This window comes from Streptomyces canarius (assembly GCF_014650735.1).
GTDB classification, from domain to species: domain Bacteria; phylum Actinomycetota; class Actinomycetes; order Streptomycetales; family Streptomycetaceae; genus Streptomyces; species Streptomyces olivaceoviridis.
Genome location: NZ_BMVN01000009.1, coordinates 236,992 through 256,285, shown reverse-complemented (window position 1 = coordinate 256,285; position 19,294 = coordinate 236,992). Strand labels below are relative to the sequence as shown.

At 73.1% G+C, this 19,294-nt stretch carries 14 protein-coding genes; 6 read left to right on the top strand and 8 right to left on the bottom strand.

Translation table 11 applies throughout. From position 1 onward, the window contains the following. Positions 1–867, bottom strand: coding sequence for a universal stress protein (locus IE294_RS16325; protein WP_189886629.1), 867 nt, complete (start codon positions 865–867; stop codon positions 1–3). 260 nt (positions 868–1,127) lie between these two features. Between IE294_RS16325 and IE294_RS16320 the strand changes: the two genes are divergently transcribed. The 3 genes from IE294_RS16320 to IE294_RS16310 are packed head-to-tail and all read left to right on the top strand — an operon-like array spanning position 1,128 to position 4,599. After that, positions 1,128–2,804, top strand: coding sequence for an NAD(P)/FAD-dependent oxidoreductase (locus tag IE294_RS16320; protein ID WP_189886627.1), 1,677 nt, complete (start codon positions 1,128–1,130; stop codon positions 2,802–2,804). After that, on the top strand, positions 2,801–4,252 hold the full coding sequence (locus IE294_RS16315; RefSeq protein ID WP_189886625.1) for an ATP-binding protein: 1,452 nt from the start codon (positions 2,801–2,803) through the stop codon (positions 4,250–4,252). Before IE294_RS16320 ends, IE294_RS16315 begins: the two co-directional genes overlap by 4 nt. Beyond that, positions 4,249–4,599, top strand: coding sequence for a UBP-type zinc finger domain-containing protein (locus IE294_RS16310; protein WP_189886622.1), 351 nt, complete (start codon positions 4,249–4,251; stop codon positions 4,597–4,599). Before IE294_RS16315 ends, IE294_RS16310 begins: the two co-directional genes overlap by 4 nt. 63 nt (positions 4,600–4,662) lie before the next feature. Here the strand turns inward: IE294_RS16310 and IE294_RS16305 are convergent, their stop codons facing one another. The 5 genes from IE294_RS16305 to IE294_RS16285 form a co-directional block, all read right to left on the bottom strand. After that, positions 4,663–5,901 (bottom strand): SGNH/GDSL hydrolase family protein, encoded by a 1,239-nt coding sequence (locus IE294_RS16305; RefSeq protein ID WP_189886620.1) that lies wholly within the window; start codon positions 5,899–5,901, stop codon positions 4,663–4,665. Then, the gene (locus IE294_RS16300) at positions 5,898–8,249 is read right to left on the bottom strand and encodes a glycosyl hydrolase family 95 catalytic domain-containing protein (RefSeq protein ID WP_189886618.1); all 2,352 of its coding nucleotides are present in this window, start codon (positions 8,247–8,249) and stop codon (positions 5,898–5,900) included. Before IE294_RS16300 ends, IE294_RS16305 begins: the two co-directional genes overlap by 4 nt. A gap of 24 nt (positions 8,250–8,273) precedes the next feature. Then, positions 8,274–10,073, bottom strand: a complete 1,800-nt coding sequence (locus IE294_RS16295; RefSeq protein ID WP_189886616.1) for an alpha-galactosidase D — start codon at positions 10,071–10,073, stop codon at positions 8,274–8,276. A 36-nt stretch (positions 10,074–10,109) separates the two neighbouring features. Further along, positions 10,110–11,333 (bottom strand): ROK family transcriptional regulator, encoded by a 1,224-nt coding sequence (locus IE294_RS16290; RefSeq protein WP_189886614.1) that lies wholly within the window; start codon positions 11,331–11,333, stop codon positions 10,110–10,112. Between the two features lie 148 nt (positions 11,334–11,481). Continuing rightward, a complete protein-coding gene (locus IE294_RS16285) occupies positions 11,482–13,245 on the bottom strand; it encodes a M4 family metallopeptidase (RefSeq protein ID WP_229917180.1) in 1,764 nt (587 codons plus the stop codon). A 326-nt stretch (positions 13,246–13,571) separates the two neighbouring features. Here IE294_RS16285 and IE294_RS16280 point away from each other — a divergent pair, with 326 nt between their 5' ends. Then, the gene (locus tag IE294_RS16280) at positions 13,572–14,738 is read left to right on the top strand and encodes a serine hydrolase domain-containing protein (protein WP_189886610.1); all 1,167 of its coding nucleotides are present in this window, start codon (positions 13,572–13,574) and stop codon (positions 14,736–14,738) included. 105 nt (positions 14,739–14,843) lie between these two features. On the opposite strand, the gene IE294_RS16275 is transcribed toward IE294_RS16280, so the two are convergent. After that, positions 14,844–16,211 carry a carbohydrate-binding protein gene (locus IE294_RS16275; RefSeq protein WP_189886608.1) on the bottom strand — a complete coding sequence of 456 codons (1,368 nt, stop codon included), beginning with the start codon at positions 16,209–16,211 and terminating at the stop codon, positions 14,844–14,846. A gap of 124 nt (positions 16,212–16,335) precedes the next feature. Further along, entirely contained in the window at positions 16,336–17,319 is a 984-nt protein-coding gene (locus IE294_RS16270; protein ID WP_189886605.1) for a LysR family transcriptional regulator, read from the bottom strand. Positions 17,320–17,445: 126 nt separating this feature from the next. Between IE294_RS16270 and IE294_RS16265 the strand changes: the two genes are divergently transcribed. Continuing rightward, positions 17,446–18,384: a helix-turn-helix transcriptional regulator gene (locus tag IE294_RS16265; RefSeq protein WP_189886602.1), complete on the top strand. Its 939-nt coding sequence runs from the start codon at positions 17,446–17,448 to the stop codon at positions 18,382–18,384. 36 nt (positions 18,385–18,420) lie between these two features. After that, a complete protein-coding gene (locus tag IE294_RS16260) occupies positions 18,421–19,266 on the top strand; it encodes a dioxygenase family protein (RefSeq protein ID WP_189886600.1) in 846 nt (281 codons plus the stop codon). The last annotated feature ends 28 nt before the right edge of the window (positions 19,267–19,294 follow it).

Genomic DNA, 19,294 nt, shown 5'->3' with positions numbered 1-19,294 from the left:
TCACTCGTGCGGGACCACGGCCACCGGGCAGTCGGCGTGGTGCAGCACCCCGTGCGCGACCGAACCGATCCGGGCGCCGACGGCCGTACGGCGCGCCCGGCGTCCGACGACCATCAGCTGGGCCCGGCCGGTCATCGACAGCAGCACCTGGGCGGCGCTGCCCATCTCGACGTGCTCGGCCACGGGCACCTCGGGGAACCGCTCCCGCCAGGGCCGCAGGGCATCGGCCAGCGCCTGCTTCTCGTACGGTTCGAGACCGCCCGCGTCGTCCAGCAGCTTGAGCGAACCGGGGCTGTAGGCGAAGACCGGCGGCAGGGTCCAGGCCCGGACGGCACGGACGGCGGCGCCACGGGCCGCCGCCGTCTCGAACGCGAACCGCAGCGCCGCCGCGCTGTCCTCGGGGCCGCCGTGCTGGCCGACCACGACGTCCCGGCCGGCCGCCTCCGCCGCGGGCTGGTCCTCGGCGCGCACCAGGACCACGGGCCGGGTCGCCTCCGCGATCACCTGCTGGCCGACCGAGCCCAGCAGGAACCCGACGACGGGTCCGTGGCCGCGCGAGCCGAGCACCAGCATCTCGGCGTCGGCCGCCGCGCCGGCCAGCGCGTGCGCCGCCGCGCCCTCCACCACGTCGGTGCTCACCGTCAGCTCGGGGTGCCGCTCGGAGACGGTGCGCACGGCCTGCGCGGCGGCCTCCGACACCCACCCGTGCTGGGTGTCCCGGTCGGCGGTGGCGAGCGCCTCGGCGTACCGCCAGGCATGGACCACCCGCAGCGGCAGCCCGCGGCGGACGGCCTCCCGGGCCGCCCAGTCCAGCGCGGCCAGGCTCTCCGCCGTACCGTCCACCCCTGCCGTGATCGGGCGTGTCATCCGTGGGCCTCCTCGTCGTCGTGTCCTCGGGTTCCGGGTGCCCGCTGTCGGGCGCCGGTGCGCACGGTCATGATGATCTCTTTCACGAACCGCCGCACCGGTCCCCCGGGCGGCGGGCGCGCTGGATGGTCACTGTCAGGCAAGTACCGGTCTCCGTCGGACAAGCGCGTCCGGGCGCACCGACCCTACGATGGCCTGGAACCGGTGCGGTGTCCGCATGACACCGGCCGGGGGGGATCCGACACTCGGGTGGGAGACGTATGGCACAGGCCGCCGACACCGCGCGGACCGTCATCCTGACCGTGGACGACGACCCGGGGGTCTCCCGTGCCGTCGCCCGCGATCTCAGACGGCGCTACGGCGAGTCGTACCGGATCGTGCGCGCGGAGTCCGGCGAGTCCGCGCTGGACGCACTGCGCGAGCTGAAGCTGCGCGGCGACCTCGTCGCGGTGATCCTGGCCGACTACCGCATGCCGCAGATGAACGGCATCGAGTTCCTGGAGCAGGCGCTCGACGTGTACCCGGGGGCGCGCCGGGTGCTGCTGACCGCGTACGCGGACACCAACGCGGCGATCGACGCGATCAACGTGGTCGACCTGGACCACTACCTGCTCAAGCCCTGGGACCCGCCGGAGGAGAAGCTCTACCCGGTCCTGGACGATCTGCTGGACGCGTGGCGCAACAGCGCCTACAAGCCGGTGCCCAGCACCAAGGTCGTCGGGCACCGCTGGTCGGCGCGCTCCTCGGACGTGCGGGAGTTCCTGGCCCGCAACCAGGTGCCCTACCGCTGGTACTCGGTGGAGGAGCCGGAGGGGCAGCGGCTGCTGGCGGCGGCCGGGCAGGACGGGCAGCGGCTGCCGCTGGTGATCACCCCGGACTGCACGGTCCTGGTGGAACCCGAGGCGCCCGAGCTGGCCGCGCACGTGGGCCTGGCGACGACACCGACGGCCGACTTCTACGACCTCATCGTGATCGGCGGCGGCCCGGCCGGGCTCGGCGCGGCCGTGTACGGGGCCTCCGAGGGCCTGCGAACCGTGCTGGTGGAGCGCTCGGCGACCGGGGGGCAGGCCGGGCAGAGCTCCCGGATCGAGAACTACCTCGGCTTCCCCGACGGGGTCTCCGGCGCCCAGCTCACCGACCGGGCACGGCGGCAGGCCGCCAAGTTCGGCGCCGAGATGCTGACCGCCCGTGAGGTGACGGGCCTGGAGGTCAACGGCGCCGCGCGCGTCGTACGGTTCGCGGACGGCTCGGCGATCGCCGCGCACAGCGTGATCCTCGCGACCGGGGTGCAGTACCGCCAGCTTGAGGCGGCGGGCTGCACCGACCTGACCGGCTGCGGGGTGTTCTACGGCTCGGCGCTGACCGAGGCCGCCTCCTGCCAGGGCCAGGACGTGTACATCGTCGGCGGCGCCAACTCCGCGGGCCAGGCGGCCATGTACCTGTCCCGGGGCGCGAAGTCGGTGACGCTGCTGGTGCGCGGCCCGGACCTGTCGGCGTCCATGTCGCACTATCTGATCCAGCAGATCGGCGAGGCCCCGAACATCTCGGTGCGCTGCCACACGGTCGTCGAGGAGGCGCACGGCGCCGAGCACCTGGAGCAGCTGACGCTGCGGAACACGGTGACCGGGGAGACGGAGCGGGTCGACGCGCAGTGGATGTTCGTGTTCATCGGCGCCGCCCCGCTGACCGACTGGCTGGGCGAGGCGGTGCTGCGCGACCGGCGCGGGTTCATCCTGGCCGGGCCCGACCTGACCGCCGACGGGCGGCCACCGGCCGGCTGGGAGCTGGACCGGCCGCCGTACCACCTGGAGACCAGCATCCCCGGGGTGTTCGTGGCGGGTGACGCGCGCTCCGAGTCCGCCAAGCGGGTCGCGTCCGCCGTCGGAGAGGGAGCCATGGCCGTGATGCTCGTCCACCGGTACCTGGAGCAGTCGTGAGCGGGCAGGTCGTGGCGTGCAGCCCGCAGGAGGTCGGCTCGCTGTTCCTCTTCGAGAAGCTCAGCGACGAGCAGCTGGGCCGGCTGTGCGCCCAGGGGCGGGTGGAGCTGTTCCAGCCCGGCCCGGTCTACGCCGAGGGCGACCCGGCCATCTGCTTCTACGTGATGATCGAGGGGGCGGTCGTCCTGTCCCGCCGGGTCGGCGGTGACGACGTGGAGGTCATCCGGACCTCGCAGCCCGGGGTGTACGGGGGCGCTATGCAGGCGTACCTCGGCGACCGGGTCCCGCAGGTCTACAACAACTCCATGCGGGTCACCGAGCCGACGCGGTTCTTCGTGCTGCCGGCGGAGGTCTTCGCGGACGTCGTGCGCGAGTGGTTCCCGATGGCCGTGCACCTGCTGGAGGGCCTGTTCTTCGGGACGAAGAACACCCAGGCGATGATCGGGCAGCGGGAGCGGCTGCTGGCACTGGGCTCGCTGTCGGCGGGGCTCACGCACGAGCTGAACAACCCCGCCGCGGCGGCGGTCCGGGCCACCGCGACCCTGCGGGAGCGGGTCGCGAAGATGCGGCGCAAGCTCGGCCTGATCGCCGAGGGCCCGTTCTCCCGCGATGTGCTGGCGCGCCTGGTCGAGATCCAGGAGCGCACCGCGGAGCGGGTGGCGAAGGCCCCGGCGCTCAGCCCGCTGGAGGCCAGCGACCGGGAGGACACGCTCACCGACTGGCTGGAGGACCACGGCGTCGAGCAGGCCTGGCAGCTGGCGCCCACCTTCGTGCAGGCCGGGGTCGACGTGGACTGGCTGGAGCAGGTCGCGGCGGCGGTGGACCAGGAGATCCTGCCGAACGCGGTCGGCTGGCTCAACTACACCATCGAGACCGAGCTGTTGATGAACGAGATCGAGGACTCCACCACCCGCATCTCGCACCTCGTCGACGCGGCCAAGCAGTACTCGCAGCTCGACCGGGCGCCGTACCGGGTGGTGGACGTGCACGAACTCCTCGACAGCACGCTGCTGATGCTCTCCGGGAAGATCGGGCGGGGCATCGAGGTCGTCAAGGAGTACGACCGCACGCTCCCGCCGGTGCCCGCCTACCCGGCCGAGCTGAACCAGGTGTGGACCAACCTGGTGGACAACGCCGTCTCGGCCATGAACAGCGCGGGCGGCCAGGGCACGCTGACCGTGCGCACGGCGCTCCACAACGAGCAGTTGCTGGTCGAGTTCCGGGACACCGGTCCCGGTGTGCCGCCGGAGATCAGGGACCGGATCTTCGACCCGTTCTTCACCACCAAACCGGTCGGCGAGGGCACCGGGCTCGGCCTGGACATCTCCTGGCGGATCGTCGTCAACAAGCACCACGGCGCCCTGCGGGTGGAGTCGGTCCCCGGCGACACCCGCTTCCAGGTGCTGCTCCCCCTGACCGCCGAGACGCCCGACGAGGAGCCGGTATGAACGACATCGAGGGAATCGACCCCAGCGTCCCGCCCAGCGGCACGGGCTGCGTGGAGTGCGAGGAGGCGGGTGGCTGGTGGTTCCACCTCCGCCGGTGCGCTCAGTGCGGGCACGTCGGTTGCTGCGACGACTCCCCCTCGAAGCACGCCACCGCCCACTACCGCGAGACGGGACACCCGATCATCCAGAGCTTCGAGCCGGGCGAGGACTGGTTCTGGGACTTCAGCACGGACCAGCTGTACGGCTCCGGGCCCACGCTCGCTCCCCCGGACTCCCATCCCGCCGACCAGCCGGTGCCGGGCCCGGCGGGCCGGGTGCCGGCGGACTGGGCGCGGACACTGCGCTGAGGAACGCGACGGCCGGGCCGGGGTCGCCCCCGGCCCGGCCGTCGCGCGTCCCGGGCGCGGCCCTCAGCGGGCGCAGTCGAGGCTGTCCAGGTCGACGGCGTCGGCCATGGCCTGCATGCCCTTGTCGTTGGGGTGCAGGTGGTCGCCGCCGTCGAGGAACGGCAGCATGCGCTCGGGGTCGTACGGGCTGCGCAGCACGCGGTCGAAGTCGGTGACGGCGTCGAAGTCGTCGCTGCCGCGCAGGTACCGGTTCACCTCCTGCCGTACGGCTTCGCCGGCCGGGTCCCATTCCGGCCAGCCCTTGAACGGTCCGACGGTGGCGGCGACCACGCACGTGCCGGCCGCGTGCACCCGCCGGGCGATCTCCCGGTAACCGGCGATCAGATCGTCGGCGGTGACCCCGGTGTGGGCCTTGATGTCGTTCACGCCCTCGAAGAGGAAGACCGTGCGCGCCCCGGGCTGGGACAGCACGTCCCGGTCCAGCCGGTGCGGCGCGGCCTGCCCGGCGCCGTCGGTGAGGACCTTGTTGCCCGAGATGCCCTCGTTGGCCACGCCCTGGACGGGTCCGCCGGCCGCGTTCAGGCGCCGGGCGAGGTAGTCGGGCCAGCGCCGGTTCAGGTCGGTGGTGGACTGCCAGCCGTCGGTGATGGAGTCGCCGAGCGCGACCACGGCACCGCCGGCCGCCCGGGAGGGCCGTACGGCGACCGAGTCGACGTACCACCAGGACCCGGTGGTCCGCGTCCAGTGCGTCCCGCTCTCCTCGGCGGTGTACTCGCCCGGTCCGGTGTACGACGTCTGCATCGCCATCCCGTGACCGGTGGCCGGGCCGGCCGCGTCCGGGGTGCGCAGACTGACGACCAGGTCGGTGCCGGCGGCGATCCGGCCGGGCAGCGGGTCGCTCCAGGCGACGGCCCCGGCCGGGACGGTGACCGTGCGGGCGCCGCCGAAGGTGAGCGGCCGGTTGCTGCCCGGCCGCAGGGCGGCGCCCTGGGCACGCACTCCCGCGTGGACGCCGTCCAGGGTCAGCGGCCGGTCGCCGAAGGCGTTGGTGAAGCGGACGCGGAGGTCGCTGCCGCCGACGCTGGTGTGGACGACGAGCCGGTAGCCCTGGCCGGCCGTGCCCTCGCCCATGCGGTCGGCGCTCGCCGCCCAGGTGACCACTCCGGTGGCCCGGGTGGTCGACTCGGGCAGGGCGGCCGACCCGGGCGGGGTGGCGGCCCGGGCGGCGGGCGCGGTCTGGAGGGCGGCGGCGGTGAGCAGGACCGCGAGGACGCGCCGGCGGCGTGCGGGGCGGGCGCTCACCGGTCGAGGTCCCGGAGCGTGACGGTCTCGCCGGGCCGGACCCGGACCGTGCGGAACGTCCCCGCGTGTCCCACGGAGGTCGTGGTGCCGCCGACGCTGTGCAGCCGTACCTCGGTGGGTTTCCCGTCCCGCCACCGAAGGTCGACGAGGAAGCCGCCGCGGGCCCCGGCACCGGTGAGCGAGCCGGCCGCGGCCCAGGCGTCCGGGAGGGCCGGCAGCAGTTCCAGGTGCCCGGGGCGGGAGTAGAGCAGCATCTCGGCCACGGCGGCCGGGGTGCCGAAGTTGGCGTCGATCTGGAAGATGCCCCGGCCCCGCTCGACCTCGTAGATGTCGAAGAGGTTGGGCGCGGTGCCGTTGCCGCCGCCGGTGGAGGGGCGCAGGTTGGTGACGACGAGCTGGTAGGCCTTGTCGGCGTTCTTCAGCCGGGCCCAGCACAGGGCGCGCCAGGCGTTGGCCCAGCCGAAGCTGTTCATGCCGCGCGCGGTGAGCAGGGCGGTGGCGCCGGTGACGATGTCGGCGGGGGTGGAGCCGTCGGGCCGGATGCGGTCGCCGGGGAACAGGCCGACGAGCGGGGAGAGGTGCCGGTGGGTGGTCTCGCCGAGGTCGTCCGGCGACATCCACTCCTCCAGCCGGCCGGTCTTGGGGCTCACCACGGGCAGGTACAGCTTGTCGCGCAGGGCGCCGACGGTGCGCGCGTACCCGGCGTCCCGGCCCAGCTCACGCGCCGCGGTGCGGTAGTTGCCGAAGAGGGCCCACACCAGTTCCTGGGCGTAGGTGATGCCCTTGGCGTCGAGCGGGCCCTGCTCGGGGGACCAGTCGCTGTCGGCGATCAGCACCTCGCGGCCGTTGTCGGGCAGCGTGGTGGTGAGCAGCCGGGCCTCCCAGAACTCGCAGGCGCCCTTGAGCAGCGGGTAGATCTTCTCCAGGTGGGAGCGGGACCGCGTGTACTCGTAGTGCTCGAACAGGGAGTTGCACAGCCAGGCGTTCCCGGCCGGGTGCCACCACCAGCCTCCGCCGCCGAAGGGGTTGGTGGAGATGGCGAGGGTCCAGCCGGCGTTCTCGCCGCTGGAGTTGCGGTAGCGGTTGCGGGGGTCGTTGAAGAGCCTTCGGGTGAGGTCGGTCCAGGAGGGGAGCTGGGAGACGCAGTAGTCGGTGAACGCGTCGAAGCAGGACGACAGGCCGGCCCGGTCGGCCATCCAGTAGTTCATCTGGAGGTTGATGTCGGTGTGGTAGTCGCCCATCCAGTCCGGGTCGTTGCCGTCGAGCCAGGGGCCCTGGAGGCCGAGCGGCAGGCTGTCCCGGGAGCCGGCGATCATCAGGTACCGGCCGAAGTGGACGTAGGCCGCTTCCAGTTCGGGGTCGGGCACGTCGTCGCGGGCGCGGGCCTGGATCCGCTCCCAGGTGTCCAGGGCGCGCTGTTCGGCGGAGGAGGTGCCGAGGGAGAGCCCGAACCGGTCGAACAGGGCGCGGTGGTCGGCGACGTGGGTGCGCAGCAGGGTGCCGGCGGAGTGCCGTGCGGCGGTACGGACCTTGGTGCGGGCCAGTGCCCGGGGGTCCAGGCCGGGGTCGCGGTAGTGGGCGGCGGCGTCAGGGGTGTAGTTGGTGCCGCCGCTGAGCACGACGGTCAGTTCGCGGCAGCCGGTGAACTCCAGGCGCGAGCCGGTCGTGCGGACGGTGCCGCCGTCGCCGCGCGCCTCGACGGCGGCGCCGTAGCGCAGGCCGCCGGGGAAGGCGCCGGCGAAGGAGTCCGCCGTGCCGTTCTCGCCGTGGGTGCCGTCGAGCGTGATCGTGCCGGTGTACCGGCCGCCGCCGCTCTGGCCGAAGTGCAGCACGATGACGTCGTCGGGGTGGCTGGCGAACATCTGCCGCCGGTAGGTGACGCCGGAGCGGACGTAGGAGGTGGTGACCACGCCCTGGGCGAGGTCGAGGGTGCGGCGGTAGCCGGTGACGGCGGACAGGTCGTGGTCGGGGATGTCGACGGTGAGCCGGGCGAGGAGGGTGAGGGAGCCGAAGTCGTCGCGTCCGTAGGGGAACTGGCCGTCGGCGTCGAGGGTGTCGTTGAGGCCGCCGGTCCACATCGTGACGTCGGTGACGAGGAGCACCTCCCGGCCGGGGTCGTTGGTGGCGAGGGCGCCGAGGCGGCCGTTGCCGACGGGCAGGCCCTGCTCGATGAGCGAGTGCTCGTCGGCGGGGGCCCGCCACCACAGCCGGTGGCGGGCGTCGGCGGAGGGCACCGCGGTGGGCCGGCGCGGTGCGGCGGTGGCGGTGAAGGCGGGCAGTGAGGCGAGGGCTCCGGTGGCCGCGGCGAGCGCGAGGAAGCCGCGTCTGCTGGGCGGGGTGGGTATCACGGCGGGCTCCGAACTTCCGTGGCGTCAGCGCGGGGACGAGGGGACGTCGATGCGGTCGATGTCCGGGGCGTAGTCCGAACCGCTGTCGAAGGTGACGGTGTTGCTGCCGGCCTTGAGGGTGACGGGGACGCTGACCGTCTCGACGGTCCCCCAGTCGCCGGTGGAGGGGAAGCTGTGGCGGGTGGCGGCGCCGGAGTTGGCGGAGACGTTCACCGGGCGGGGGTCGCCGCTGACATAGGCCACCTTGATCAGGTAGGTGCCGGGGCGGTCCACGACCACGTCGTGGAAGCGGAGGGTGCCGCCGACGTAGAGGTCGCCGACCTTCTTGCCGCCGGAGCAGGCGGAGCAGTCGGCCACGGAGGCCCGGCCGCCGAGGGTGTTGGCGCCGGCCTCGGCCTCGTAGCCGGTGGTGGTGAGGGCGCTGCCGCGCGGGGTGACGGTGAACAGCCGGGAGCCGTGGGCCGGCAGGGCCTCGGTGATCCTGTTCTTGTAGGAGCCGAGGTTCTCGTGGTTCCACAGGTCGCGGACGGACGCCTTGCCGGTGAAGCCGAGGGAGGAGAAGTCGGCGGTGACGGCGGCGGGGGCGTCGGCGAGGTTGAACAGGGCGACGGTGTAGGTGCCGTTGGGGTTCTTCGCGGCCCACACCTGCTGGGGGTCGGAGGGGGTGACCGGCCGGGCGGGCGGAAGGTCGCCCTGGTCGACGGCGATGACCTCACGGTTGGTGAGGAGCTTCACGCCGTAGTCGTCGAGCTTCGTCAGGTCGTCGCCGGTGTAGAGCGGGGACTTGGCGATGGCCCACAGGGTGGCGTAGGTCTGCCGTTCTGCCTTGGTCAGACCGTCCATGGCGCCGTTGCCGACGTCGAGGGAGTCCAGGTCGTTCCAGCCGCCGGGGCCCGCGTGCCTCGTCCAGCCGGGGGTGTCGGTGAAGCGGTCGTCCACCGAGTTCTCCCAGCTGACGAGGGTGTTGCAGTAGCACTCGACGTCGGTGTCGACGCGCCAGCCGTTGGAGTACTTCTTCCAGTCGGCGGCGTGGCCGATGTCCAGGGACCAGGAGATCTCCAGGTGGACGGGGCGGCCGGTGGCGGCGATCGCCTTCTGCCAGGCCGCGACGTCGGCGACGTTGTCGTAGTTCTCGCCGCTCTTGAAGGAGCCGGGCCCGACGCCGTCGAGTTTGAGGAAGTCGTAGCCCCAGGAGGCGATCAACTGCGCCTGGGAGTCGACGTACTTCTGGGTGCAGGGCTTGTCGAAGTCGAGTTTGTAGGCGCTGTCCCAGCCGTTGGTGGTGCGCAGGTCGCCGTAGACGATGTCGGCGGTGGTGCAGCCCTCGGCGTACCGGACGGGCACCTTGCCGTCGCCGTACGCCTCCTTCTCCAGGCCGACGGGCAGGTAGATACCGGCCTTGAGGCCGAGGCCGTGGATGTGGTCGGCCACCGCCTTCATGCCGTGCGGGAAGCGGGCCGGGTCGGCCTGCTGGCGTGCGTAGGCGTCGAACTGCGGTTTCCAGTCCTTGTCCCGCCACCAGCCGGAGTCGATGTTGACGTAGGTGTAGCCGTACGGCTTGAGCCTGGCGGCGAGGGCGTCGGCCTGCTTGAGGACGTTCGCCTCGGTCAGATAGCTGAAGTCGCCGTCCGGGTTGAGGCCCGGGTACTTGGACGACTGCATGCTCCAACTGGACCAGCCCATGTAGGGCTTGGCGGCCGGGACGGGTGCGGTGTCGGCGTGGGCGGTGGCCGGGACGGCCGTCGCGAGGCCCGCGGTGAGGGCGAGGACGACGGCGGCTGTGAGCCCGCGAGCGGGCAGGACGGACGACGAGGGTGACCGCATGGGTCTGCCTCCTGGGTGGGTTCGGGTCGGGGCGGCTCAGCCCTTTCCGCGGGCGGGGTTGTCGGTGATGAAGGTCTGGATCGCGACGGCGGCCGCGCCCCGCGCCCACTCCTCGAAGGGGAGCGGGCGGGTCTGTACGTCGCACCGGGCGGCGGACCCGAAGGCGGCCGTGGTGAACGCCTCCCGGATCTGTTCGGCGAAGAGGTCGTAGGCGGCGAGCCCCTCACCGGAGATGATCACGCGTTCGGGGCCGAGCAGATTGGCGACGGTGGCGATGCCCCGGCCGATGGCCTCGCCCGCCCGCGCGTACACCTCGCGCGCGCCGGGCAGGTCCTGGTGGGCGAGGGCCACGGCGGCGGCGCGGTCGGGGACCTGGTGCCCGGTCACCTCGCGCATCCGGGCGACGATCGCGGCGTCCCCGGCGATCGCCTCCACGCAGCCTCGGTTGCCGCAGTGGCACGGGGGCCCGGCGGGGTCGACGACGAGGTGCCCGATCTCGCCGGCCACCCCGTGGGCGCCGGCCACCACCCGGCCGTGGACCACGAGTCCGCAGCCGATGCCGGCGCCGACGGTCACCACGGCGAAGTCGCTGAGCCCCGCTCCGGCGCCGAACCACTGCTCGGCGACGGTCAGCGCACGGACATCGTTGTCGACGGTGACCGGCAGTCCGCAGGCGGTGGCGGCGAGTGCGGCCAGCGGCACGTCCCGCCAGTCCAGGAACGGCGAGTAGCGTACGGCTCCCTCGGCGCGGTCGACGTCGCCGGACACGGCGATACCGAGGCCGGCCACCGGCGCGCCCGACTCGGCGGCGTGGGCGAGGAGTTCGTGGACCAGGTCCGCGATCGACGCCAGCGCGGGCCCGGCGGCCCGGTCGGGCAGGGGGGTGCGGCAGGCCAGGCGGACCCGGCAGCACAGGTCGGTCAGGACGGCGATCAGCTCGTCCCCGGTCGCCTTCACCCCGATGAACAGGGCGCGTTCGCCGTTGACCCGGACCAGGCCGGCGGGCCGGCCGAGAACCGGGCGGGCCTCTGCCACCGGGCCCTCCCCCGAGCCGGCGCCCCCGGCCGGGTCACCGCCCTCCACCAGGTATCCCGCCGCCAGCAGGGGCCGTACCGCCTTGGTCACCGCGGCCGGGGACAGCCCGGCCCGGCGGCCCGCCTCCAGGCGGGTCAGGGGGCCGTGGGACAGGACCGTCGTGAAGACCTGGGCAGCGGCGGGCGTCTGCGCCGGGAAGGTCTCGGCGCGCGGGGTCGAGCGCATGGCACGGGAACCTAGGGCTCTTATTTTCCGCTGTCAATAAAAGAAACAGCGGTTGTTGCGGGGGCTGTTGGGGCTGAAACGGCCCCGGACACGCGGATGCCCCGCACGGGGCGGGGCATCCGGTGGTGCCGGTGTGGTCCGGTGTCCGTCAGTGACGGACGCTCGGCGTGTTGGCGGCGGTGACGTTGACCGCGGCCCACGACTTGTCCACGGTCTTGTACTCGGTGCTGTTCGCGCCGTACAGGTCCTTGGCCGCCTTCAGCGTCGCGGTGCGCGCCTGGTGGAAGTCGGTCGTGGAGACCATGTACCGGGTCAGTGCGCGGTAGTAGATGGCCGTCGCCTTGGTACGGCCGATGCCCTTGACCGCGATGCTGTGGTACGTCGGCGAGTTGTAGTTGACGCCGTTGATCGTCTTCTTGCCGCTGCCCTCGGCAAGGAGGTAGTAGGCGTGCGAGGAGACACCCGAACCGGCGTGCACCTCGGTGTAGTAGGTGTCCGCCGACCAGTAGTCGATCGTGCCTTCGAGCTTGTCGAGGGACGGGTGGTCCAGGCGGCGCAGGAACTTCTGCGCGAGGCCCAGCTTCTCGCCGACCAGGTAGTCCGGCGTGTCCTTCGTGTTCTTGGCGTAGAACTCGACGTTCGAGCCGAAGATGTCCGCGAGCGACTCGTTCAGCGAGCCCGGCTCGCCGTACTGGTTGCCGTCGGAGTCGACGAAGGTCGGCTGGAGGTTGGCGGTCGCCTCCACCACGCCGTGGGTCAGCTCGTGTCCCGTGACGTCGAGCACGACGAGCGGCTTCTTGAACATCTGGCCGTCGCCGTCGCCGTACAGCATGCAGTTGCAGGTCGGGTCCCAGAAGGCGTTGGCGACCTGCTTGCCCCAGTGGACCATCCCCTGCGCGGGCTTGCTGTTGTTGGCGATGCCCTTGCGCTGGAACGTGGCCTTGTAGAAGTCCAGCGTCTTGGTGATGCCGTACTGGGCGTCCGCGGCGGCGCTGACCCGGCTGGTGGTCGCGCCGTTGCCCCACACGTTGGTGGTGTTGGTGAGCTTCGTACCGGCGCTGAACTTCTCCGTGTACGAGCCCTTGGCGTCCCGCGTCTCGGTGCCGTACCGGTTCGGGTCCTTGAGCTGGTAGTGGCCGCGCGACGTCTGCGTGGTGGTCAGACCGACGGTGCCCACGAAGAGGGTCTTGCCGGTGCCCTTGGCGGCCGACGGGTAGGCCGCGGCGCCGGCGCCGCGGGAGCCGACCAGGCCGGAGACGGCGGCGCCGGAGCCGGTGCCGGTGGCCGGGTCGAGGGTCTCGCCGCGCTCGCGCAGGGCGTCGAGCAGCTTCGGCGACAGGAACTCGTCCCTGGTCGGGGTGTTGCTGCGCACCTTGCCGGTGACCGCGTCCACGACGACCGTGCGGGCGCTGTCCTTGCCGGTGACGGTGACCTGGTAGGCGAGTGCGGAGGCACCGCCGCGGGCGTCGACGACGAGCCGCGCGCTGCCGGCGTCGCCCTTCGCGGCCTGGGCGGCCTTGGCGGCGGCCTGGCCCGCGGTCAGCTTGGCCTTGGCGGCGGCCGGCTTGACGGCGTGGTCGGCGGCGCGGGTCACACCCGTGTAGCCGAGCCGGCGGTCGAGGTGGACGACGAGGTCGCCACCGAGCACCGGCAGGTCGTCGTGGGTGCGGACGAAACGGACGTGCCGGGCACCCTCGGGGTCGATCATGACGTCCTGCGCGTGCAGGTCGTCGCCCTGGGAGACACCGGTCGCCGAGGCGTGCGCGAAGGCCGCGGTGCGCGCCGCCTCCACCACCACCGTGGCGCTCGGGGCGGCGGAGGCGGCGGACCGCTCCACCCCCGTGGAAGGAGCCGCGAAGGCCGTACCGGCCAGGCCCGTGGCAGCGGTCGTCACCGCGACGGCGACAGCCACGGTGCGTATGTGCGGTCTACGCAATCTGATCAGGGTTCCTCCGTTCGAGGGCGGCCGGTCTGCCCAACCGCCTTGCGACGTGGCGCGGTTGGGCGTCACGGGGGCCGGTCCGGCCCCGAGGGACAACCCTTGCGGATCAGTCATGGGCACGTAAAGCCGGAATGATCTATTTCGCGAACTTCTATGGCAATCCTTTACGAACGGCAGCCGCAGAGTGATCGCGAGATGGCCAACTGTGTGTCGGCTGTGGAGACGCGGTCGCGATCCCCTAGGTTCCCAGACGGACCGATATCGCAGCGGAAACCGACCGATGGGAGTGGTGAGGGATGGTCTCGGCAACGGTGGGGCGGGGAGCGGTCCTCGGAGCGGTCGCGCTGTCGCTGCTCGCGGTCCCGGCGCGGGCCGCGAGCACAGGCCCGGGCACGCCGGTGCCGGCGGCGCTGCCGGCACCCGACACCGCAGGACTGGCCGCTGTGCTGCGGTCGGCGGTGGCGCAGGGCGCGCCGGGGGCGCTGGCCCGGATCGACGACCGGGGCAGGACGTACCGGGTCGCCCAGGGCGTCGCCGACCGCGCCACCCGGCGGGCCATCAGCACCGACGACCGCTTCCGGATCGGCAGCGTCACCAAGACCTTCTCGGCCGTCGTGCTGCTCCAGCTCGTCGACGAACACCGGCTCTCGCTCGACGCGCCGGTCAACCGCTACCTGCCGAACCTGCTGCCGGACGACCGGATCACGGTCCGTCATGTGCTCAGCCACCGCAGCGGGCTGTACGACTACACCGACGACATGTTCGCGAGCAGTGTCTCCGGCTTCGAGGCGGTCCGGAAGAAGGTCTTCACCTACCGGCAGCTGGTCGCCCTCTCCCTGAAGAAGCCCCGCACCAACGCGCCGGGCGCCGCGTACGCGTACTCCAACACCAACTTCGTCGTCGCCGGGCTGCTCATCGAGAAGCTCACCGGGCGGTCCGTGCGGACGGCGTACCAAAAGCGCGTCATCGGGCCGCTGAAGCTGAAGGACACGTTCTACGTCCATCCGGACACCGCGATCCCGGGCCGGTACGCCCGCGGGTACCTGACGCCGGACACGGCGGGCGCCCCGCTGGTCGACGCGACCGCACAGACCGTTTCCTGGGCGCAGAGCGCCGGGGCGGTCATCTCCAGCGCGCGGGACCTCGACGTCTTCTACCGCGCGCTGCTCAGAGGGAAGCTGATGTCCGCCGCGCGGCTCGCCGAGATGGAGCGGTTCACCAAGGTGAACAGCACGACGGCGTACGGGCTCGGGCTGCGGCGGCGGGACCTGTCCTGCGGGGTGTCGGTGTACGGGCACACGGGGGCGGTGCAGGGGTACTACACGTATGCGTTCAGCACGAAGGACGGGGGGCGGAGCCTGACGGCCGTGGCCAACACGTCGAACAACGGGAAGGTGTGGGAGACGTTGGCGGGTGCCCTGGAATCGGCGTTCTGCGGCAAGCCGGGAACGGCCGGGGGCTAGCCACCGCGCGACGGTGCCGTCCGCCGGGACGCTCCGGTCGTGACGTCCGGAGGGCTCGGGACATCCGGAGTGTCCGGGCGGACGGCGGTGCCCGGGATCAGCCGTTCACTGCCGCTGCCACAGCGCGGGGGTGTTCGGCGGCTCCCAGCCCTGCTGGGCCTGGTGGGTCTGGAGGCAGCGGTACGTGGCGCCGCCGTAGGTGACCGTGGCGCCCGCCTGGTAGACGGTGCCGGCCGACCAGGTGCCGCCCGGGTTGCCCGGATCACCGGGATCGCCCGGGTCGCCGGGACCGCTCGCGGTCGTCTTCAGCGTCAGGCCGTACGACTGGAGGATCGGGTTGAGCGGCTGGAAGTACGTCGTGCCGCCGCTCGTGCAGTTGCCCGTGCCGCCCGAGGTGACGCCCTGCGCCTGGCTGCCGGAGATGAACGAGCCGCCCGAGTCGCCCGGTTCGGCGCACACCGAGGTGCGGGTGACCCCGGTGACCGTGCCCTCCTGGTAGGTGACGCTGCTGTTCAGTTGCTGCACCGTCCCGCAGTGCCAGCCCGTTGTCGAGCCGGAACGGCACACGGAGGAGCCCACCGTGGCCTGGGTGGAACCGGTGACCTGCGCGCTGGAACCGTTGACGTACGGCGTCGCCGTCCAGTTGGCGTTCGCGGCCACCCACGCCATGTCGTTGCCGGGGAAGACGGACGCCTGGAAGGTGCCCTGCGCGACCTGGTTGGAGCCGGTGGTGGTGCTGCCGGCCCGGCCGCAGTGGCCGGCCGTGGCGAACCCATGCTGGGTGCCGCGGGTCACCGGGAAGCCGATCGAGCAGCGGGTGCTGCCGTCGATGTAGTAGGCGTCGCCGCCGCGCAGGTCGTAGAGCGGACGGGGGTGCTCGGCGGACTTCACCGTGCGGGCGAGGGAGGCGTCGACGTGGGCCGCGGCGAGCAGGGAGCGTGCGGCGTCCGTGCGTACCGCCCGCACCACCAGCGTGTTGGTCGGGACGTCGACGTACCAGACCGGGGTGTCCGTGGTGGCGCGCCGGGCGGCGACCCGGTCCAGGCGTGCCTTGGCCGCGTCGAGCGCGGTCAGGGAGTGGTCCACCACGCGCGCGACGGCGCCCTGGGCCCGGATCGCCGGCACGTCGGCCGGGTCCGTGGTGGCCACGGTCAGCGTGTCCGACTCCGCGCCGCGCACCCAGGCGCCCGCGTAGTGCGCGCCCAGTGCGGCCCGCAGCCGGCCGGAGGCGGCGCCCGCCTCCGCCTCGTTGCCCAGGCGGCGTTCGGCCTGGTGCCGGTTGAGGCCCAAGTCCCGTTGCAGCGCCCGCAGGAGGGCGGGCGGGGCCGCGTCGGTGCGCAGCGTCTCAGCCGCCGTGGGCGCGGCCGGGAGGCCGGACGGCCGGGCGCTCGCGGAGCCGCTGAGCCCGGCCACGAGCAGGGCACCCACCGCGACGGCGGCGGCGCACGCGGCTCTGAGGTGTCGTTGGAGCATGGGGAGGTCTCCTCGGATTCGGTGGAGTGCCGGAAACCGTACGGAGCACCCGCCCGTTCCCGTAAGACGTCAACCGACCCCCTGCCCCGGTGTTATGGCAGCCGCGCGTCCCGCCCGCGTGCCCTCAAGGACGGGCGCCCGGTGCGGCGGTGCGCCGTGCCGCCGGTTCCCCGCGGTGGGCGAGCCAGCGGGCGTAGCCGTCGCTGCGCGCCGCCGCGTCCTCGTGTGCCTTGCGGCTCTGCGCGAGCACCGTGGCCGCCGTGCCCGGTCGCTGGCCGGCCGGGCGCCAGCCCAGCAGGTGCCGCCAGACCAGCGGGGTGCCGGCGAGCGGACGGGTGGTGAGGCCGGGCGTCGACGGGAAGGTGGCCCGGCACAGGCCCACGGCCCGGCCGACCTGCGCCAGGTGGACGCAGGACGCGGTGTCCGTCTCGTACATGCGGCGGGGGGTGAAGCCGGCCCGGGCGCAGGCCGCGGTGAAGCAGTCGCCGAAACAGCCGTCACCCGGGACGCACGCCCACTCCTCGTCCGCGAGCGCGGCCAGGTCGATCTCCCGCCCCCCGGCGAGCGGATGGGTGTCGGCGAGCATGACGAAGACCGGGTCGACGGCGATCTCCTCCCAGACCAGGTGCGTGCCGTCGGGCGGGGGCGCGGATCCACAGGTACCGGCCAGGGCGAAGTCCAGGCGCCCCTCGGCGAGCAGACCGGCCAGTTCCCGTTCCGACCAGGAGGCGCGGGTGGTCAGGCTGGTGCCGGGGGCGGCGTCGGCGAGCCGGTCCACCAGCGCGCCGAGCAGCGGCCCGTGGGTGCCGCCGAGCCGCAGCCGCTCCGCCTCCCGGCGCCCGCGGGCGAACTCGGCCGCCTCCTGTTGCAGTTCGCTGACCGCGGGGAGCACGATGCGGGTGCGTTCCAGGACCAGTTCGCCGAGCGCGGTGGCCCGCACCCCGTGCCGCCCCCGTTCGAACAGGGTGCCGCCCAGGGTCCGCTCGATGCGCCTGAGCTGCGCGCTGAGTGCGGGCTGCGCGAGCCCGAGCACCGTCGCCGCCCTGGTCAGACTGCCTGCCTCCGCGATGGTCCGAAGGGTCCTGAGATGCCGCAGCTCCAACTCCATGAGGGGAGCTTGCGACGCCGTGGGGCACGGGGCAAGGGGTTGGTACAGACCATAGTGCGGTAGGTGATCCCTGCCGGTGAGGAACGGCGAGCCGTCCGGCTCGCCCGGAGGAGGGGAGCACGAGCCATGCGCGGCACCACCGTCCCACCGGGAACCCCCGGTCTGCCGACAGCCTCGGGCGACGTGCCCCTGCACCGGCTGGAGGTGGCCGGGCCGGGGGACCCACCGTTCGCCGCGGGCTCCTTCGAGGCGGTGGGGCCGCTGTCCCGGTGGGGCCGTCCGCACCGGCACACGTTCTACGAGATCATCCACGTCAGTTCCGGTTCCGGCACGCACGTCGTCGACCTGGCGCGGTGGCCGGTCCGGCCGCCGCGCCTGGCCGTGGTCCTGCCCGGGCAGGTGCACCACTGGGAAGGCGGCCGGGGCCCGGAGGGGACGCTGGCGCTGTTCACCGACGACTTCCTGGTCGACCACCCCGGCGACCGCGAGGTGCTGCGGCGGCTCGGGGAGCGGGGCTGGTTCGCCCTGGACGCCGAACACGACCGGTCCGTGGGGCGGTTGATGGCCGAACTCGTGGCGGAGCACCGGCAGCGCGCCCCGGGTCACGAGAGCGTCCTGCGCTCGCTGCTGCACGTGCTCGTCGTACGCGCCGCCCGGTTGCCACGGCACGCCGGGGACGACCGCGACGCGCGGGTGCTGGGCCGGCCGGCCGCCGTCTCCGAGGAGTTCACGCGGCTGATCGCACGTCCGGGGGCGGCCGGGTGGACGGTGCGGGAGTGCGCGAGCCGGCTCGGCGTGACGCCCGGCTACCTCACCCAGGCGGTACGGGCCGCCACCGGCCGTCCGCCGGGACGGCTGCTCATCGAGGCCCGGGTGTACCAGGCGCAGCAACTGCTCGCCCACACCCGGCTGTCGGTCCGGCAGGTCGCCGCCCGCACCGGCTTCACCGATCCGGCCTACTTCAGCCGGTTCTTCCGGCGGGAGACCGGCAGCAGCCCCGGTGACTTCCGAAAACACCACAGCCACCGCGACCAGTCCCTCGAAGTGCCGCCCGCGCGCCCCTAGTTTCGTTCCGCATCCGACCCCCCACGAGGAGGAGACATGGACGGAGCAGGCAAGGACGGCGCCGGGGCGCAGGAGGAGCCGAGGTCCGGGCGGCTCGTCCACCGCAAGACGGTGCTGCGCGCGGCACTCGCCGCCACCGCCGCGGTGCCCGTCGCCCTGATCGGCGGTCCGGCGCTCGCCCGCACGTTCGTCGCGGGCGGCACGGCGCCCGGGCTCACCCCGCCGTGCGACGACGGCGACGACCCCACTCCGCAGCAGATCGAGGGCCCCTATTTCAAACCGAACTCACCGGAGCGCACGAGTCTGCTGGAACCGGGCCTGCCGGGCACCCGGCTCACCGTGACCGGCTACGTCTTCGGCCGGGCCTGCCTCCCCCTGTCCGGCGTCCTGCTGGACTTCTGGCAGGCCGACACCAACGGCGCGTACGACGGCACCGGTTTCCGGCTGCGCGGCCACCAGTTCACCGACTCCCGCGGCTCCTTCGCGCTGACCACGATCGTGCCGGGCCTGTATCCGGGCCGGACCCGCCACCTGCACGTCAAGGTGCAGGCACCGCACCGTCCCGTCCTGACCACGCAGCTGTACTTCCCGAACGAACCGCGCAACAACACCGACACCATCTTCGACTCCCGCCTGCTGATGACGGTGCGCGACGGGAGCGGCGGCCGGGAGGCGGCGTTCGACTTCGTCCTCGACGTCCCGCAGGACCCCGGCCCGGGTCCCGGTCCCTCCTCGCCGGAGAACACCTGGATGCCGGGGACCGCCTACCGGACGGGCGACTGGGTCACGTACGCGGCGCGCGCGTACGTCTGCCTCCAGCCGCACACGTCCCAGCCCGGCTGGGAGCCCCCGGCGGTGCCGGCGCTGTGGCAGGCCGCCTGACGGGGAGGGGGGCCGCCCGTGCCGGCCG

Bases quoted from the DNA above. Each gene is read 5' to 3' on its own strand.
- IE294_RS16325 (WP_189886629.1), bottom strand. From the start codon at position 867: ATGACACGCCCGATCACGGCAGGGGTGGACGGTACGGCGGAGAGCCTG.
- IE294_RS16320 (WP_189886627.1), top strand. From the start codon at position 1,128: ATGGCACAGGCCGCCGACACCGCGCGGACCGTCATCCTGACCGTGGAC.
- IE294_RS16310 (WP_189886622.1), top strand. From the start codon at position 4,249: ATGAACGACATCGAGGGAATCGACCCCAGCGTCCCGCCCAGCGGCACG.
- IE294_RS16295 (WP_189886616.1), bottom strand. From the start codon at position 10,073: ATGCGGTCACCCTCGTCGTCCGTCCTGCCCGCTCGCGGGCTCACAGCC.
- IE294_RS16290 (WP_189886614.1), bottom strand. From the start codon at position 11,333: ATGCGCTCGACCCCGCGCGCCGAGACCTTCCCGGCGCAGACGCCCGCC.
- IE294_RS16280 (WP_189886610.1), top strand. From the start codon at position 13,572: ATGGTCTCGGCAACGGTGGGGCGGGGAGCGGTCCTCGGAGCGGTCGCG.
- IE294_RS16275 (WP_189886608.1), bottom strand. From the start codon at position 16,211: ATGCTCCAACGACACCTCAGAGCCGCGTGCGCCGCCGCCGTCGCGGTG.
- IE294_RS16270 (WP_189886605.1), bottom strand. From the start codon at position 17,319: ATGGAGTTGGAGCTGCGGCATCTCAGGACCCTTCGGACCATCGCGGAG.
- IE294_RS16265 (WP_189886602.1), top strand. From the start codon at position 17,446: ATGCGCGGCACCACCGTCCCACCGGGAACCCCCGGTCTGCCGACAGCC.
- IE294_RS16260 (WP_189886600.1), top strand. From the start codon at position 18,421: ATGGACGGAGCAGGCAAGGACGGCGCCGGGGCGCAGGAGGAGCCGAGG.